At 54.7% G+C, this 17,519-nt stretch carries 13 protein-coding genes; 6 read left to right on the top strand and 7 right to left on the bottom strand.

Annotated features, from left to right (window positions below):
* Positions 1 to 13: 13 nt before the first annotated feature.
* The 5 genes from RID21_RS27640 to RID21_RS27620 form a co-directional block, all read right to left on the bottom strand.
* The gene (locus RID21_RS27640) at positions 14 to 2,353 is read right to left on the bottom strand and encodes an efflux RND transporter permease subunit (RefSeq protein ID WP_350194605.1); all 2,340 of its coding nucleotides are present in this window, start codon (positions 2,351 to 2,353) and stop codon (positions 14 to 16) included.
* Between the two features lie 171 nt (positions 2,354 to 2,524).
* The gene (locus tag RID21_RS27635; RefSeq protein ID WP_242022717.1) at positions 2,525 to 3,475 is read right to left on the bottom strand and encodes an ABC transporter permease; all 951 of its coding nucleotides are present in this window, start codon (positions 3,473 to 3,475) and stop codon (positions 2,525 to 2,527) included.
* The gene (locus RID21_RS27630; RefSeq protein WP_350194603.1) at positions 3,472 to 4,977 is read right to left on the bottom strand and encodes a sugar ABC transporter ATP-binding protein; all 1,506 of its coding nucleotides are present in this window, start codon (positions 4,975 to 4,977) and stop codon (positions 3,472 to 3,474) included. The genes RID21_RS27635 and RID21_RS27630 overlap by 4 nt, the downstream gene beginning before the upstream one ends.
* 3 nt (positions 4,978 to 4,980) lie before the next feature.
* On the bottom strand, positions 4,981 to 5,970 hold the full coding sequence (locus RID21_RS27625; RefSeq protein WP_350194601.1) for a sugar ABC transporter substrate-binding protein: 990 nt from the start codon (positions 5,968 to 5,970) through the stop codon (positions 4,981 to 4,983).
* A gap of 145 nt (positions 5,971 to 6,115) precedes the next feature.
* The gene (locus RID21_RS27620) at positions 6,116 to 8,032 is read right to left on the bottom strand and encodes a polysaccharide biosynthesis protein (RefSeq protein WP_350194599.1); all 1,917 of its coding nucleotides are present in this window, start codon (positions 8,030 to 8,032) and stop codon (positions 6,116 to 6,118) included.
* Between the two features lie 363 nt (positions 8,033 to 8,395).
* Between RID21_RS27620 and RID21_RS27615 the strand changes: the two genes are divergently transcribed.
* From RID21_RS27615 to RID21_RS27595, 5 genes are all read left to right on the top strand, one after another.
* Positions 8,396 to 9,001: an anthranilate synthase component II gene (locus tag RID21_RS27615; protein WP_350194597.1), complete on the top strand. Its 606-nt coding sequence runs from the start codon at positions 8,396 to 8,398 to the stop codon at positions 8,999 to 9,001.
* A gap of 22 nt (positions 9,002 to 9,023) precedes the next feature.
* A complete protein-coding gene (locus tag RID21_RS27610) occupies positions 9,024 to 10,238 on the top strand; it encodes a molybdopterin molybdotransferase MoeA (RefSeq protein WP_350194595.1) in 1,215 nt (404 codons plus the stop codon).
* 225 nt (positions 10,239 to 10,463) lie between these two features.
* Positions 10,464 to 12,353 carry an apolipoprotein N-acyltransferase gene (gene lnt, locus RID21_RS27605; protein WP_350194593.1) on the top strand — a complete coding sequence of 630 codons (1,890 nt, stop codon included), beginning with the start codon at positions 10,464 to 10,466 and terminating at the stop codon, positions 12,351 to 12,353.
* A gap of 286 nt (positions 12,354 to 12,639) precedes the next feature.
* Positions 12,640 to 14,160, top strand: a complete 1,521-nt coding sequence (locus RID21_RS27600) for a DUF4339 domain-containing protein (RefSeq protein WP_350194591.1) — start codon at positions 12,640 to 12,642, stop codon at positions 14,158 to 14,160.
* Positions 14,161 to 14,267: 107 nt separating this feature from the next.
* Positions 14,268 to 14,669, top strand: coding sequence for a hypothetical protein (locus tag RID21_RS27595; protein WP_350194589.1), 402 nt, complete (start codon positions 14,268 to 14,270; stop codon positions 14,667 to 14,669).
* 41 nt (positions 14,670 to 14,710) lie between these two features.
* On the opposite strand, the gene RID21_RS27590 is transcribed toward RID21_RS27595, so the two are convergent.
* Both RID21_RS27590 and RID21_RS27585 read right to left on the bottom strand, forming a co-directional pair.
* Complete coding sequence (locus RID21_RS27590) at positions 14,711 to 15,160, bottom strand: hypothetical protein (protein WP_350194587.1); 450 nt, start codon at positions 15,158 to 15,160, stop codon at positions 14,711 to 14,713.
* Between the two features lie 103 nt (positions 15,161 to 15,263).
* Positions 15,264 to 16,451, bottom strand: a complete 1,188-nt coding sequence (locus RID21_RS27585) for a ribonuclease D (RefSeq protein ID WP_350194585.1) — start codon at positions 16,449 to 16,451, stop codon at positions 15,264 to 15,266.
* A 341-nt stretch (positions 16,452 to 16,792) separates the two neighbouring features.
* Between RID21_RS27585 and RID21_RS27580 the strand changes: the two genes are divergently transcribed.
* Positions 16,793 to 17,509: an OmpA/MotB family protein gene (locus RID21_RS27580; protein WP_350194583.1), complete on the top strand. Its 717-nt coding sequence runs from the start codon at positions 16,793 to 16,795 to the stop codon at positions 17,507 to 17,509.
* Positions 17,510 to 17,519 lie beyond the last annotated feature (10 nt).

The raw sequence follows: 17,519 nt of genomic DNA, 5'->3' as shown, positions 1-17,519 counted from the left end.
GTGTCAGCTGAGCTTATTCTGTAGAGAGCTTGGAGTGAGTAAGTCCAATCGTCTCGGGCAGTCCTGCTTTCGTAAACTGCAGATGCCGGGCAAAGGGCTGCATCAGCATGGCCGGCAGGAATAACAGGTCGCCGATCAACGCTGTGGTCAGTAGGGTCAGCATCATCCAGGCGAAGCGTTGCGTTGGAATGAAGCTGCTGAAGCCGAAGACCAGCAGACCCAGACCACAGATCATAGTGGTGTGAATCATGGCTCGTCCACAGTGTTTCAGTGCGGCGTGGACCGCTTCTTCACAGCTGCGATCCAGCTGTTTCTCCCGGCGGAACCAGGAGAGGAAGTGCAGCGTGTCATCGATAGCAATCCCCAGTGCGACACTGGCGGTCATAATCGAACCGATGTCGAGCGGGATATCCATCCAGCCCATGATGCCGAAGACGACCACGATGGGGAAGACGTTCGGCAACATGCTGAGCAGACCCGTCCACAGGTTTCTCTGGACGATGACAATCACCAGCGCGACCAGACCAAAGGCGGTCATGAAGCTCCAGGTCAGGTCCTGCATAATCAGCTGTTGAACTGTATGAATCAGCGGCATAATCCCCGTGTAGTACGCGGTGAGGTGGACATCCTGTTCGCGATATTTTTCCAGTTCCGGCTGGAGTGTCGATTTCAGTTTATTGAGTGCGGCCCCGTAATCGACCTGGGCGAGAGCAGGTACGCGGGCACTGATCCGCCACGATTCCTCACCATCCTCATCGGAGAGGTATACGGAATCCAGAATGGCTTCACGGTTTTCTTTGAGTTTCTTATTGGTGACGACCTTGCGGAAAATCGATTCAAAGCCATTGTGTTCGACCGGATTGGGGCCGAAGGTCGCTGCCGACATGGTGCCGGTATAACCGTCGATGTTTTTAATCGTCTTCTCAATGTCGTCAATAATTCGCAGACGCTGCAGGAAGGTTTTCTTGCAGTCTTTATCAAACTGGATAACGACTTCTACGGGAATCAGCGGTCCCATGCGATCTTCATTGAAGCGATAATCTTTCAGAACCTGACTACCGGGTGGGAACAGGGACGGAATATCGACGGAAGAGCGGGTATATACCAGACCATAAGCGGAGACGGTCATCAGCATCAATGATGTCAGGAAGACGGGCAGCGAATACCGCTGCAGCCAGTGAGTGAAACCGTTCAGGAAGCGGGACAGGCGGGTTATTGTTCGTGGCATATGAGCGGGGTGTTCTGCCTGGTTGGCTTTCAGAATCCGCTGCGGTGGCCAGAGCTGCATGGCTCCGGGGAGAATCAGTAACAATACCCCCAGTGTGACCAACAGACCGATGGAGGCGATCATGCCAAACAGGGCAATGGGCGAGATCTGGCTGACCATCAAAGATCCCAGACCGATGGCAGTGGTGATGGCAGCCAGCAGACAGGGCAACCAGCCTTGTGCAAAACTGCGGCGGACGGCTTCTTCTGCTTCTGTTTTCGTTTTCGCCTGTGTCGTACAGAGTTCGTCGTAGTAATAGTTGACCAGGTGCACGCCGGCGGAAATTGTGAGCACAAATACCAGTGAAGGTGTCACAATCAGGACGGCATCCAGTGATGCGCCCGAGTAGTAGACCATGGAGAGCACCAGCCCCTGCCCGAACAGACCTGCCAGCAGGATGGTTCCGGTGAGCATCCAGGAGCGGATACAGAACCAGCACAACAGGGTCGCGAGGATGGCAGACAATGCGCCGAAGACATTCACACTGTGAATACTGGCGCGGTCGATGGCGACGCCGTCCACGGGAGGACCGGTGAGATAAAATTCTTCGCGCGGCAGTCCACAGACATCTTGCGCGACTTTCAATACATGATCGATGGCTTGTGTTCGTAATTCGTTGCCGCGGTAGGTGAGAATAATCACCGCACAACTGTCTTTCAGGTTTTTACCGACCAGAACCCCCTGCAGTCTCTCCAGCGCTTCATCGCGGGGCAACTTGAGCGGGGGAGCCGTTAATGAGTCGACGGTTCCCGCACCGGTGACAATTCGAGCGAAGATCTCCTCGTGGGTTTCACCGAAGTCGGTCTTGCCGGGGCCTTCGATTCGTTTTTCGAATTCGGTCAGCCGGGGATCATCGACGGTACAGCCGGGCCAGCTGATCAGAATCAGATCATTGCTTTCGAAGTCTTTCATGAACCGGTCATAGTTCTGGCGTGACTGCATGTAAGGCGGCGCCCACTTTTCGGGGGCGATACTCATGCTTTCGACGCTCTGATGCGCACCATAAATCAGGAAGGGCGCAGCCAGAACCAGGACAATGACGGTGATGATATAACGACGGATATAGCGAGGTTTTTCAGAAGTCATGAGTCGGTCTCTTTACGAGGGGCTTAACAAGATCAACCGGCACGTGGACATAAACAGCCCATACGTACACAGGAAGTCTAGCTCACGACTTCGTGTCCGTCAGAAAAATGACAAACTTTTTGCAGGCTTATCCTCTTGCGCAACCGCTGCAATCGGCACAGTGCTGTCTGATTATCGGTTTCGTCTGACATCCAGGTAGACGGCAACCAATATCACTGCGCCCTTCACGATATATTGCAGAGAGTAATGGACTCCTGCCTGATTCAGGCCTTTATCGAGTATCCCGATAATAACGGCCCCTAACATTGTACCAAACATGGTACCCCGTCCGCCAGTAAAACTTGTGCCTCCGACCACAACTGCGGCAATTGCTGTTAACTCAAACATTTCCCCTGAACCGGGTTCCGCCGAATAAAGTTGAGAAGTATGAATCATGCCCGCCACACCCGCCATCAGGGAACAGAGTAAATATACAGTGATTTCTACCCGTACAATTGGTATTCCTGTGTAGAGGGCCGCTTCGCGATTTCCGCCCAGAGCGTAGACATGCTGGCCGAAACGGGTCCGATGCAGCAGCAGGGCCATCAATAAAAACAGTGAGAGCATAATCACCACGGGATACGGCACGACATCAAACAGTCGCCCGTTGCCAATCGCGAGGAACCAGGTCTGTTCGTCTTTGATAGGCATCGGTAATCCGCTGTTGAAACGCAGCGCGCACCCGCGAGCGATGAGCATGGAGGCCAGTGTGATGATAAATGGCGGCATGGCGGTTTTCGCAGCCGCGATCCCGTGAAAAATGCCAAACAGAGAAGCGACTCCCAGTCCTGCGAGGATCGCTGTCAGTAACATGAATGGATCTTGAGTGTCACCCGAGAGTGCGGTGAGACAGTAGACGGTGGTCGTACCGACAAGCGCCACCATCGCGCCGACTGACAGATCGATCCCACCAACGAGGATAACCAGCGTCATGCCTAAGGCGAGGATCGTGTTGACGGATATCTGTTGAGTCAGGTTCAACATGTTTTCCGGTGTCAGGAAGCTGGGGACCCAGATGCGGAACAGCAGCAGGAGGATAATGATGGCTGCCAGCAGGGGAACCATTTGTTTCACGACTTTCACGCGCTGCTACCTCCCGTTAATTGTTGCATCACTTCTTCCACGGTGACCGACTCTGCCGGCGAGACGCCTGTCAGGCGGCCTGTGCGGAACGTCCCGATCTGGTGTGAGATATTCATGACTTCATCCAGGTCCGAAGAGATCAGGATCAATGCCATCCCCTGGCTGACCAGTTCTCCGATAATTCGATACAGGTCTTCCCGCGCACCGACATCGATGCCGCGCGTCGGTTCGTCGAGGATCAGAATTTTTGGCGGATGTTCCATCCAGCGCCCCACGAGTACTTTCTGCTGATTGCCTCCCGAAAGATCGCGGACCGGTTGTTCGGCATCGGAGAGCTTGACGCCGAACCGTGAAATGGTCCGTTCGACCATTTTATCGCGCGTTTTGTAATGAAAGGCGCAGCCGCGAATCCATTCTTTCAGCCAGGGGAGCGTGATATTGAAAGCCACACTCTGCTCGACGATCAATCCCTGTTGCTTGCGGTCTTCGGGGACCAGCACCAGACCCTGTCGTAGAGCATCGCGAGGACTGCGGATCCGGACGGGTTTACCGTCGATCTGAATTGTTCCTGAATCGATCCGGTCGATGCCGAACAGGGCCCGGGCGAGTTCGGTGCGTCCGGCGCCCACCAGTCCTGCCAGCCCCAGAACTTCACCGTAACGGACTTCGAATGAAACGTCTGCCACGTTCGCGTTACTCAAATCACTCACGCTCAATGCGACCGCGCCAGGACGATGAGAGGGCCGCGGAAAGTGGTCCTTGATATCTCGACCGACCATCCAGCGGATCAGCGTCTGGGGATTGACCTCACTGGCGGGAGCGGTGCCGACCGTCTTCCCATCACGCAGGACGGTGATGCGATCAGAAAGTCGCATGATCTCTTCCATGCGATGTGAAATATAGACGATGCCAACCCCCTGTTCGCGCAGGCGACGGAGTGTCTGGAACAGTGCCTCCACTTCCAGTTCGGAGAGGGACGACGTCGGTTCGTCGAGTACCAGTACGCGTGCTTCCTGAGACAGTGCCCGCGCGATCTCCACCAATTGCTGGTGAGCGGTGCTGAGTGTCGAGACGGTTGCGGTCACGTCGCGGAGTTCAGTGAGTCCGAGCTGCTGAATCAACGCTTGTGCCTGGCGGTTCATTTCCCGTTTTCGCAGCCAGCCCAGGGCGCTGGGTTCGCGGCCGAGAAAGATGTTTTCTGCCACGGTGAGATTGGGGGCGAGTGAAAGTTCCTGGTGAATCATTCGAATCTGATAACGATCGGCGGCTGAGACGTTGGGTAATGTAATCGGTTCGTCTTCCGACCAGAGTGTGCCAGCATCGGGTTGGTGGATGCCTCCCAGAATTTTGATCAGCGTACTTTTACCAGCGCCGTTCTCGCCCAGCAGCGTATGGATTTCGCCTGCCTGAATCTCCAGGTTGACCTGATCCAGAGCGGTGACATTCCCGAAGCGCTTGGTGATGCCTTGCAGTCGAAGCAGTGGCGTTAAGGTGGCAGGCATCTGTCAGTCTGCCTCCAGGTGCTGCTCCGCATTCTCGGCTGTGATCAGTTCGACTCGCACTTTCACGTCTTTCTCAACCGGTTCTCCATTCAGATGAGCAAGCATTTTCTCCGCTGCGATCTTGCCGATCTCTTTGGGGAACTGAGCCGAGGTTGAATACAGCTTTCCCGCCTGGATCGCTTTAATCCCCGCCTGCGAACCATCGACGGTGACGATGGTTACGTCGTCCAGTTTGTTGGCCGAATCGAGAGCTGATATCACACCCAGGGCATTGGGATCATTGATGGCGAAGACTGCGTTCAGATCGGGATAGCGACCGATGAGGTCACGCATCACGGGACGGGCTCCTTCGGTTGTTCCTTTGGCTTCCTGGACGTCGAGGATCTCCATCTCCGGATATTTCTGCAGCGTCTCTTTAAAACCGGCGACGCGGTCGATGCAGGCTTTATTGACCGAGAGGTGCAGCACAACCAGTTTCGCTTTGGGGTTCACTTTGGCCAGGGCCCCGGCAGCGAGTTGTCCCGCGCGGACATTATCGGAGGCGACCGTACAGACAATCAGTTCTTCGTCTGATTCCTTGACCGGGGCATCGACGATAATGATGGGCACGTTTTTACGCTGCGCTTCCAGCAGGGACCCCTTGAGGCCTTCCCAGTTGACCGGATTGACGAAGATGCCGGCAACGTCTTTGAGAATCAGATCGGAGAGATCGTTTTTTTGTTTCAGTGAATTGAACTGCGCGTCGAGGATGATCAGTTCATCGCCGTGTGCTGCGAGTTCTTTCTGCAGTCCTTTGCCCAGATCGACAAAGAAGGGATTGTTTAGTGTCTGAAAGGAAGCACCAAACAGTCGACCTTCAGGGGCAGTGTTGCCCTCTGCCTGCGCGGGGCCGGGACCGGTCCCTGGAGCGGAGCTGTCATTACAGCCGCTGAGAAGTGGTGCGAAGAGCAGCAACAGTGAAGACGAGATCAGAAACCGTAGCGCCTTGTTCATAATCTACCTGCGTTTTCATGGTGTAAGAAACGGGCCCATAAAACGACTCTCTGTATTACTATTAAGTAACAGATTCAGGCAGGGATGAAAAGGTACTGTAGGGAATCGGCGGCTGATCGCAGCTGAAGTGGATCACAGTCCGACTTTAAGCAGCGCGGCGGAGAGGTGTCTCTGCGGGTTGAGAAATGCTGGACTGAAATTCGGGAAGGATCCGCTGAATTTCTGCCAGGATCACTGGAGAGGGTTGTTCGGTGATGGCTTCCAGTCGCGCGAAGGAGTCATGAATGAACTGTTCGCTGACCGAGACTTTCTCGGCGACCATGATTTTGGGATGCCGGGTCGGCAGATGTTTTTCGCCGTCAACGTGCAGTTCTTCATAGAGCTTCTCGCCGGGCCGCAGACCGGTGAACTGGATTTCGATATCTTCACCCACTTTGAGACCGGAGAGTTGAACCAGGTCGGTTGCGAGATCAACGATCCGCACGGGTTCGCCCATGTCGAGGACGAAAATTTCCCCGCCCCGACCCATCGCACCAGCCTGAATCACCAGTTGTGAGGCTTCGGGAATCGTCATGAAGTAACGCTGCATCCGTTCGTCGGTAACCGTGACCGGGCCGCCGTTCTGGATCTGCTGTGTGAAGATTGGCACCACACTACCGGCGGAACCCAGAACGTTGCCGAAGCGAACCGTCACAAAGTGACAGCGAGAATGAGCGGCGAGCGACTGCACGTACAACTCGGCAATCCGCTTGTTGGCGCCCATGACGTTGGTTGGGTTGACGGCCTTGTCCGAGGAGATCATCACGAACGAGCCGACGTTGAATTCTTCTGCCAGATCGGCGAGGTGTTTGGTAGCCAGCGCGATGTTCTTGACCGCTTCGCCCGGGTTGCCCTCCATCAGAGGGACGTGTTTGTAGGCAGCGGCGTGGAACAGAATGTCGGGCTGGTATTCCCGCATGACGGCGCGAATGCGTTTGGAATCGTTGATGTCGGCAATCACGACATCGAAGCGTCCCGCGTATCCCAGTTTGATCAGTTCTCGTTCGAGGTAGAACTGGCTGTTCTCGGACCGGTCGACCAGGATCAGTCGTCGGGGAGAAAACTGCAGCAATTGACGACAGATTTCCGAACCGATGCTGCCGGCACTGCCGGTGACCATGAGTACGCGGTCATCCATCCAGTCGCGAATGTTCTGCATATCGAGCTGTACGGGCTCACGTCCCAGCAGATCTTCAATACAGACGGGCCGTGGTTTCATCTCCACTTTACCCGAGAGCAGTTGTTGATAACTGGGGAGTACCTGAACCGAAATGTCGGCCGAGTTGCCGGCTTCCATTAACTGGCGGACGGTCTTGCCCGGAATCTCATCGGCTGGTAGCAGTACTTCCGAAACGCCGTAGTCTTCTGCGAGGACGCACATCTGGGCGAGTGAACCGAGCACCGGGACCCCGTTGATGCGGGTACCGATCCGGCTGGAATAGTCGTCCAGGAAACCGACGACTCGCAGGCAGGAATTTTTATCGCGTTCGATCATCCGCAGGAGCGCGGCGCCGGCTTCATTGGCACCGATAATAAATGTTGGTTGGCAATTCCCCTGCTGGCGAAACTTGCGGCCACTGTCACGAACCATGCGAATTCCGGCACAGATTCCACAGACCACCAGGATCGTAGAGCCCCAGTCAATCAGAAAGACCGAACGAGGCAGCATGATCTTGGGAAAGAAGAGGTAATCGACCAGAGCCAGCCCGATGGAGCTGATAGTGACTGCTTTGGCCAGGTTGACTACATCACGCGTGGTGATGTAGCGACTGCGGATTTTATAGACGCCGCTCCCCCAGAAGGTGATCGTCTTCAGACCAACGGCCCAGAGGACCGTTGCGCGAAACATGCGAAAGCCGTTTTCTCCCAGTACGCCATCGACGTTGAGAGAGCCTTCATAGCGCAGCCAGAACGCCAGATAGTAGATCGCGCAGAATATAGGTAGAAAGACAACCATCCAGAACAGCTGCCGCCGTGAGATGGTGAAGCGTTTCAACCAGTTTGATATCGGCCTGGAGTCCAACCTTAACCCCTGTAACTACAGGTTTCCGCCGGTTTGCTATGGGCGGAATGTGTACATTTAAGCATTTCTAATCCGGGTCCTTCCGGAAAGGCAGGGATTCATAACAATTATTGCCATTTCTGGTCAACACCAATATTCTTAAGAACAAACCAGCTAATACGTTGTCTTATCAGTCAGAGCGGACAGACGCCGCTGGTTGATTTGACGATGGATGTACGTGTGACGGTCAGTCGGAATTCGCGGCTCCAGATCGGCCGTGAAGGACAGGAATTACTCCGGGCCAGTCGCTTTTCCGCCGTCTGTCGTCTATGATTTGTTATTATCAACATACATTACTTAACTTGATCTGCTGCAGGGTGACACGTGATTTTCGTTCTCGATAACTATGATTCCTTTACCTATAACCTTGTTCAACGGTTTGGGGAAATTGATCCGACACTTCAGATCGAAGTGGCCCGGAACGATCAGACTTCGATTGAGGAGATCGAGCGGTTAGCTCCCGAGAAAATCATCATCTCACCCGGTCCCTGTACTCCGGGCGAGGCAGGACTATCGAAAGAGATCATCGCACATTTCGCGGGAAAAGTTCCCATCCTGGGGGTCTGCCTGGGGCATCAGTGCATCGCCGAAGTCTTTGGTGCAAAAGTGGTTCGTGCTCAGCGACTGATGCACGGCAAAGTCTCAGAGGTATATCATGACGGCAAAGGCGTGTTTCAGAACCTGCCTTCCCCATTTCAGGCGACCCGCTATCACAGCCTGATTGTTCCCGAGGAAACCTGCCCTGAGGATCTGGAAGTTTGTGCCTGGGTCGAAGAAGAGGGACAGCCAAAAGAGGTCATGGGGCTCCGGCATCGGAAATTAGCGGTCCATGGCGTGCAGTTCCATCCGGAAAGTTTTCTGACGCACGAAGGAATCACTCTACTGAAAAACTTCCTGCAGTTGCCCGCAGAAGAACTCACCAGCGCTTGAACCAGAGAGGGAGGCGTTCCTGATGCTGTCTGTCCAGCAAGCATTCGATCAGATTCTCAAAACAGTCCGACCCGCAACTCCCCAACGTTGCTCACTGTTTGAAGCCACGCATGGCGTGCTGGCGGAAGATGCCGTCAGTGATGTCAATATTCCCCCGTTTGACAAGGCGCTGATGGATGGCTTTGCCGTTCGCAGCTGCGACGTGCCAGAGGGAACCGGGACCCTGCAGATTCAGGAAGTCATCTACGCCGGTTCGGTGCCGAGTCGGTCCCTGGAGGTGGGACAGACGTCGCAGATCATGACCGGCGCCCCGTTGCCGGAAGGTGCGGATGCTGTGATTCAGATCGAACATTGTGAGATCAACGAATCCGAACAGACCGTGCGGCTTAAAACGACGCCCGTCGAACCGGGTAAGAATATGCTTTACCGGGCTTCGGTACTGGAAGCAGGGGCGACCGTGGTCAAAGCGGGCGCGTATCTTCGCGCCCAGGAGATCGGCGCGCTGGCCGAGACCGGCAGTCCCCAGATTTCGGTCCGCATGCGACCATCGGTAGCGATTCTGGCGACCGGCGATGAGCTGGTGCCCCCGGAAGAGCGTCCCCAGGCGGGACAGATTCGTAATTCGAATGAAGTCATGCTGCATTCCCAGATCCTGCAAGCCGATGCTCGACCTGTACCACTGGGAATCGCCCGCGACGAACGCACCTATTTACGCGAGAAAATCCGGGAAGGTCTGAAGAGCGACTTCCTGCTGCTCTCCGGTGGTGTTTCTGCCGGGGAACTGGACCTCGTCCCCTCAGAACTGGAAGCTGCTGGTGTGAAACAGGTATTTCACAAGGTGAATCTGAAGCCGGGCAAGCCGCTCTGGTTTGGGATTCTGGAGCGTGAGACTGGTTCGCCCTGCTACATTTTCGGTCTGCCTGGGAACCCGGTGAGTAGTATGGTCTGTTTCGAACTTTTTGTGCGCTCCGCGTTGCGACAGTTCCTCGGAGATCCCCATCCGATGCCCCGGACATTGAGAGCACGGCTGACGACGGACTATCAGTCGCGAGGTGATCGCCCCACTTATCAGCCGGCTCGCGTCGAGTGGTCAGAGGGGGCGGCGTTCGTAACTCCCTTGAAATCAATGGGTTCTGCAGATTTGCATGCGACGGTGGCTGCGAATGCAGTGGCGCTGTTCTCTACGGGCAATCAGCTGTATCAGAGCGGGTTCTTAATTGACACATTTTTATGGTAGTAGAGTGAGTTTCTCCCCTGATTGATCTACTCCTGAAAGCCTGATTTCAGTAAAAAACACCAGAATCAGACACAAAAATGGGGACCGCTGACTGGATTGGCCCCATTGAGAAGCGTTGAAGCGACGTAAGAAGAATGACCGGTTTCCGTGGGACAGGATGTTTCACGATCAGGAAATCGCTCAGTCAGCGTTTCTCTGCGAGATCGAAAACCAAGGATGGAACTCATGACCTCGACCACAATTTCTACCGAACCAAATCCCTCTGATCTTCCTGAAATGGAACCACAGTCCGTGTCTGATGCTCAATCCTCCCAACCTGAATCCACCCCCGATCATGCCTTGGGGCAGGACATTCAGCGGATCATCAATACCGCGCGGACTTCGCCTGCTCCCACCTGGGGAGCCTGGACGTTGTCGGGATTGACGGCGGTGCTGATGTGGGCCAGCTTCACTCCCATTGACTTCGGACCGCTGGGCTGGGTCTGCCTGATTCCGCTGCTGTTGCTGGTTCGTATTCCCCGCGCAACCAGATTGATGTATACCGCCACCCTCTGTGGCGGACTGCTGTTTACAGTTCCTACGCTGCAGTGGATGCGACTCGGTGATCCCAGCATGTATATCGCCTGGATCGCACTGGCGTGCTACTTCGCTTTATATTTTCCAACCTTCGTTTTCTTGAGCCGCATTTCCGTACATCGGTTCCGTATCCCGTTGCCACTGGCTGCACCCGTGATGTGGGTTGGTCTGGAATACATGCGGGCTTACCTGTTGACCGGGTTCTCCTGGTACTACATTGGTCATACACAATACCGGTGGACCGAGCTGATTCAGATCAGTGACATTACGGGAGCCTACGGGGTCAGTTTTGTTGTGGTGATGCTGGCCGCCTGTTTTACCGATCTGCTCCCGATGTCACTGATGAAGCGGCTACAACTCTTTCCGACCAATCTGACACCCGAAGAACAGAACCTGGATCAAATTGGTCGCAAGCAGATGATTCAGACCGCGGTCTGTCTGACACTGTTTCTGTCGGTGCTGGGCTATGGCTATGTACGACGCGGGCAGGCTGAGTTTAAAGATGGCCCCCGCATCGCGCTGATTCAGGGAAATTTCCCGACATCAGTCAAACACGATCAGAATCAGTGGCGGTCAATCTATCTGAAACATCTGGTGTTGATGGGCGCCGCTGTCCGGCATCAGCCCGATCTGGTGGTCTGGCCGGAGACGATGTTCCGCTGGCCGCTGGTGGATCGCAACGGGAAAACCAACGAGCAACTGCAGGCGATCGCGCCGGAAATCCCGCTGAAGAAATGGAACGAACCTTCAGTTCACAAAACACTGACGAATATGAGCCAGGAAGCGAACGCCGCATTAGTGATTGGACTCGATACGGTCTCTGCCGGAGACAAGCGCGTGGAGCAATATAACTCCGCTGTCTTCGTGCGGCCGGATGTCGGGATTACCTCTCGCTACGACAAAATTCACCGGGTCCCGTTCGGCGAGTATCTGCCCTTACGCGACACCCTGCCCTTCCTGCAGGTCTTCACTCCCTATGGGGCCTCCTTCGGGATTCAACCTGGGAAACATGCGGCGAACTTTGAATACCAGGACTGGAACTTCGCTCCGGTGATCTGTTTCGAAGATACCGTTCCCCAGTTGGTTCGCTCGGTAATGAATCAGTCATCGACGGCAGAGTCACCCTCGGCCCCGATCGACTGCCTGGTCAACCTGACCAATGACGGCTGGTTCCATGGCTCCAGTGAGCTGGATCAGCACCTGATTACCGCTTCGTTCCGCTGTGTGGAGAACCGGACACCGATGGTGCGTGCCGTGAATACGGGGATCTCGGCTGTCATCGATGGTGACGGCATGATTGTTGAGCCCGATGTCTTCATTGATGGTGACAACCAGGGTCGGAAATCATTTGTGAATCCGAAGACGGGGCGGTGGAACAAATCGATGAATGCGGTTGTCATCGACACGGTTCCCCTGGATAACCGGACCAGCCTGTATACGAAATACGGCGACTGGTTTGCGGGCTTCTGCTGCTTTAGTGCCCTGTTTGTCTTCTTTATGGGGCTGTTGCTGCGAAAGCAGAAAACTGCTGCTGCCTGAAGCAGTTGCGTCTGACGCCTGGCCTGTCTGAGCGTCTGCTGACCGCTGGAGGGGCCAATCATAACGATTCTGGTAGCGGGTGGCCGAAACGCCTCACTTCCAGGTGGTGGAACTGCGCGCGCCCCTTTGTTTTTATCGGTTTTTCGAAAAAACAAGGTGAAAATCGTAGATTTGCGCCCTACCCTGCCCATTAAAATAGGCAACTAGAGCACGGGCCTTGTGCGCGCAGTTCCAGAGACTCAGGCACAAATTCACTTTAGATCTGTCACAGATTGTTAGATAAAAAATGGCACAGGACAGCTGGTATTACAGGCAGTCAGAAGAAACAACATCTGGTCCCATCTCCTTCGAAGAGCTGTTTTCCATGGCTCATGCAGGAAAGCTGACGCCACAAATGGAGGTCAGAGTTGGTGAGGGTGGGAACTGGTTTCCCGCAGCAGACATTGGAGGGTTGTTTGACGCACGCGAGTCAGGGGAGACCGAACTCTCCCTGGACGATTTTTCGATCGTGGACTCTTCGTTTGGGATGGAGGAGAATACGAACCTGCCTTCCATGGAAGGTTTCTCAATCGTCGAAGAGGAAGATAAACTTTCTTCCGAGCTCGAATCTCAACTCCCCCGCTTTGCCACTTTGGAAGCGGTGCGGAGCAAGCATCAGAAAGTGCAGTGGTACTGCCGGGTGCTGAATCATGAACTTGGGCCGATGTCAGCCGACGATCTGATGCAGATGCTGTTTGATGGTGAGCTTGCACCGAACGATGAGGTGAAGTCATCTGCAGAACCGGAGTGGGTTCCTGCGCGAACGGTGGTCTTCTTGAGTTCATCGGGAAGTGACCTGGACGTCATTGATGCGGAAGATATGGATGCAGACCAGATCGTACCGACGTCCGGCGAAACGGAGACCGAAGAGGCAGAAGCGGAAGTTTCTGAATCATCCAGGAAAAAGAAAAGCAAGAAAAAGCAAGCAAAAGAAGAAGAGAAGAAAGCAGCAGAGCCACCCAAGCCACCGATCCTGAAGTTGCGGTCCCGTCAGAAATGGTACTGCAAACTGGGAGGCATGGGTTACGGTCCAATCGAAGCACACAAAATCAAAATGTGGGCGGAGCAGCAGCGTGTCGAACCCACCGATTTGCTCAAGCTGGGCAGAAAAGGGGAGTGGTTTGAAGCCTGGCAGATTGAAGCGTTACAGTTGAAAAAGCCCGAGCCGAAGAAAGAGGAAGCAGCAGCTCCCGCGGAAACGGAGAGCGCTGAGGCGACGTCCACAGAGGCAACTCCCTCTGCTGCTGTTCCACCGCCGGCCAGTAGTCCTGCTGCCTCTCCAGCTCCGATGGCAGCGACTCCTCCGCCGGCTCGACCCGCCAAGCCACAGATCAAAGTCGCCCGTTCCAATCCATTCGAGGCGCTGGGGCCCATGATGGACCCCAAAATTCTGGGAGGTGTAGGCGGAGCGATCGTCTTGGCTGCAATTCTGTACTTCGTCCCACTGGGAGACCTGTTTGCCCCCGGCGGAGATGCTGAACTGGCCAAGTTTAAAGAGATCCACCAGCAATTCCTGGCACTGCAGCAGAAGCAGGCCAGCGATGCCGAGTGGTCCAGTTTCAAGAACAAAGTCAGTGCAGAAATGGATCCCCTGATCAAAGAGCTCGAATCGAGTGCCGGTTCTGATCGCCCTCAGCTCCAGCAGATGCTCTGGGCGGGCCGCGATTATCTGCCTGGGATGCTGGACAATGCACGCACCGAACCAAGTCCCGACCAGGAAAAATTTGAGAAGCATCTCAAAGAGGCAGAACGCATTATTAATGAATGATTTGTGGTCCTGCGTGATTGATTCAGGAACGTGAAAGAGATATGGAAAACCGATCAGCCCGAACTACCCGTTCTGGATTTGCCAGGAAACTCTTTTGGAGTGGCCTCGTGTTGACCGTTGTTGTGGTTGTTGGCCTGCTGCTGGGAAAAGCCATTCAGCGTTTTTCTACCATATCATCACTGAGTGATCTGACAAATCAGCATAGCGGTCGAGATGAATTAGCAGAGTTTAAGAATGTGTATCGGGATTTTCTGATCCTGCAGAGGATACAGGCCAGTGATGCCACATGGGAGCAGTTCAAAATACAGGTTCAAAAAAGAACGGCCCCTGATATTGACTACATGAAACAAACGGCCTGTGCCGATTATCCACAGCTTCAGCAACTTCTCTGGGCCGGCAGAGATTATCTGCCGTGGATGATGGATACTGCCCGCTGGGTTCCCAGCGAAGCCCAGATCAAATTTGTGAAACACCTCAAAGAAGCAGATCGCCTGATCAATCAGAATTAACCAGGGGCAGGCAGATGTCATACCGCTGTCTGCAGAAATTCTTACACGTCCGGTTGGGGTGGCGTTTTTTTGAGCCAGATCAGCATGCGGGCCGGTGAGGGATCTTCTCTAAGAAGTCCCTCCACCTGGATGAATTGATTCTTCCGGATGCGATAGGCGAACGATCGTGGCTGGGGCTGCCGTTTTCCTTTGTTCGGACCGGCGGTCACTTCCAGATCAAAATAGACGAAGACGTTGACTTCTTCCATCCGCTGTAAGCGGAATTGCGCCTGGTGCTCGTGGATCAGTTTGCCATTCAGGTCAAATACCCGCACGATGGATTTCTTGCCGATGATTTCCTGTTCCACCTGCAGGGGAGACCCGTTGCCGGCCTGATCATTGCGGACCCATTTTCCCGCGACAGCCTGATAGTCATCTTCCGGCGCGGGTTCCGCTCCCAGGAGGGGCGAAGCCAGCATGAGTATGAGGGGCAGTATGCGAAGGAGTTTCATCGGCATTCCTGACTCTGTTCCTGGTAGAATGAAACGATCCATCGGCAGAGTGAGGAGACCACCGGTACAACGTGGCGATTGTACAGGTTCGGGCTGATTGTGCCTAGCTGAGTCTTTCGAAATGCAGCGGATGATCCGATTCCGGATCGGCGACACGCATGGAGATCTTGCCGTCCAAAACATCGGTAAGCAGATCGCCGCAGACTTCCGCCCGCCAGCCTGTCATCAGGCGGGGCCTGTCGTCGCTCTGTTCTCCATACACATGATAGCGGACCAGGTGCCTTAAATCGGATGTCGTTCCCACCAGCGTCTGAGAAACATTCATCTCGGCACAACGGTTCGCCAGGGCGATGCCCAGCAGTTTACCGATTACCTGCTCATCCTGATTCTGCTGCGTGTTGGGATTCTCCTGCAACTGCGGAAGCTGGTCATTGGGAAGCTGCAGGGCTTTCTCAATGCGTTGGACGACCTGGGGAGCGAGCTTGAACATGTTCTTGCGATTGAGATCGCGGGTGGCGGTCAGGTCCTGTGGCGTCTTGGGTTTGCGTTTGGCCAGTTCGATTAACAGGTCGTCGCGGAGAATCCGACGGACCGGCTGATTCTTGTCCTGGCCAACTTCATCGCGCCAGTCAAAGAGTTCGCGGACGATGGCCAGTTCGCGCGGCTTCAGTTTGTGCAACCCGGAAACGCGGCGCCAGTTTTCGCGGTGAAATTCGGAATCGACTTCATCGATCATCCGTTGAAATTCCGCCTGGGCCCACTCCAGACGGCCCAGGTCCGTTAATTCTTTTTCCTGGATCTTCCAGATACGAAGGACGTATTTGACGTCGTCAAGTGCGTATTTGATCTGCTGGTCGGTAAGTGGTCTGCGGCGCCAGTCCGTGCGGGTCTCTTTACTGCCCGCTTTCTCTCCCAGCACGCGGGCGACCAGTGCGGTATAGGAGATGGGAAAGCTCCGCGAGCGGAGCCCTTCGGCGATTTGCAGATCGATCAGTTTCTGTGGCTTCTTGCCGGAGAAGTGGCGACAGAAGCGAACTTCTTCGCGTCCGCCGTGCTCGACCACTGTGGTGGAATCGTCGGTCATGATGTCCCACCAGGGAGTCAGGTCATCGACTTCGTAGGGATCGACGGCGACCGTGCGCCCTTCGAAGGCAAACTGCAGGAGGGAAAGTTCGGGGCGATAAGTGAATTCGGAAACGAATTCCGTATCGAATGCAACGATGCCCGCATCCTGAATCTGATCACAGAGTGCGACCAATTCCGACTGCTGCACAATGAGAGGGCTCGACATTCCTTGACCACTTCCTTTTCTTTTCCCAGAAATTCCCGGATTTCTCTAGCGCTGATGTTCTGATCGGTTGCTGCTTACTTAACTCCTAATGTTGTAGATATTTATTGTGTTCGTCAATGATCTAAGGGGCATTTTGTTCGAGGGAGGGGATTTGCAGAACACCGCCGGGGGTGACGGGGTGGGCCTGTAAACCCGCTGAACAGGGCCGGTTTGAGAAAAATCCGCCAAGTTTCACGGCGCCGCATGACGATTCTGGTGGTAAGCGGCGCTGGAATTCCGCGAGAGCGGCAGATTCTGCCGAATCTCCTTATTTCTTCATTCACTAACAGGAGCAGACAGTCATGGAAGACGATGGTCCACCGGGAGTCCCCGAATGGGTGGTGACTTACGGTGACATGATGTCGCTGCTGCTGACGTTCTTCATCATGCTGGTTTCACTCAGTGAAATCGTGAATGATGAAAAATTCCGGTCGATCCTGGAGTCGATTCAGTCTTACACGGGTTATCGTACCGGCCCCATTTCCCCTCCCGGAAAATATTTTCCGATGAACTCGATGATCGAGCAGATGAGTATGCTGGGGGCGTTTACCGACAGCAAGGCGCGGGGACGCGGGGGGATTAAGACGAAGGCCCTCGAAGGCAAGGATGTGCGTATCTATCGCTTCCGGGAAGGAGTACCGGTTCCGGTCGGGGAGACCCTGTATTACGGTCAGACCCAGGTAGACCTTGACGAGGAACGTAAAGGGAAGCTGGACGAGATGATTCCGGAGCTGGCGGGCAAGCCGAACAAGATTGAGCTGCGGGCTCATACGTCCGTGAAACCTTTGCCTCAGGATGGCCATTACAATGATAAACTGGTACTGACTTACCAGCGGGGGCGAGAGGCCATGCTCTATCTGATCCAGAAAGGAATCGAGGCGAAGCGGATTCGCATTACCGCTGCCGCCGATTACGAGCCTCCCCTGCAGATCGGGGATGAGAAAACGCAGCAGATGGACCGTCTGGATGTGCTGCTGCTGGATGCGTTTGTCGATGACTACGTCGGCCCCCGCAAATAGTGCGGAGGTC

Origin of the sequence: Gimesia sp., from assembly GCF_040219335.1 — a bacterium.
Lineage (GTDB): Bacteria > Planctomycetota > Planctomycetia > Planctomycetales > Planctomycetaceae > Gimesia.
The sequence above is the reverse complement of the archived record's forward strand: the minus strand, read 5'-3'. Positions and strand labels throughout refer to the sequence as shown.

Coding starts and splice junctions, on each gene's coding strand:
- RID21_RS27640 (WP_350194605.1), bottom strand. CDS start 2,353: ATGACTTCTGAAAAACCTCGCTATATCCGTCGTTATATCATCACCGTC.
- RID21_RS27630 (WP_350194603.1), bottom strand. CDS start 4,977: ATGCCTGCCACCTTAACGCCACTGCTTCGACTGCAAGGCATCACCAAG.
- RID21_RS27625 (WP_350194601.1), bottom strand. CDS start 5,970: ATGAACAAGGCGCTACGGTTTCTGATCTCGTCTTCACTGTTGCTGCTC.
- RID21_RS27610 (WP_350194595.1), top strand. CDS start 9,024: ATGCTGTCTGTCCAGCAAGCATTCGATCAGATTCTCAAAACAGTCCGA.
- lnt (WP_350194593.1), top strand. CDS start 10,464: ATGACCTCGACCACAATTTCTACCGAACCAAATCCCTCTGATCTTCCT.
- RID21_RS27600 (WP_350194591.1), top strand. CDS start 12,640: ATGGCACAGGACAGCTGGTATTACAGGCAGTCAGAAGAAACAACATCT.
- RID21_RS27590 (WP_350194587.1), bottom strand. CDS start 15,160: ATGAAACTCCTTCGCATACTGCCCCTCATACTCATGCTGGCTTCGCCC.
- RID21_RS27585 (WP_350194585.1), bottom strand. CDS start 16,451: ATGTCGAGCCCTCTCATTGTGCAGCAGTCGGAATTGGTCGCACTCTGT.
- RID21_RS27580 (WP_350194583.1), top strand. CDS start 16,793: ATGGAAGACGATGGTCCACCGGGAGTCCCCGAATGGGTGGTGACTTAC.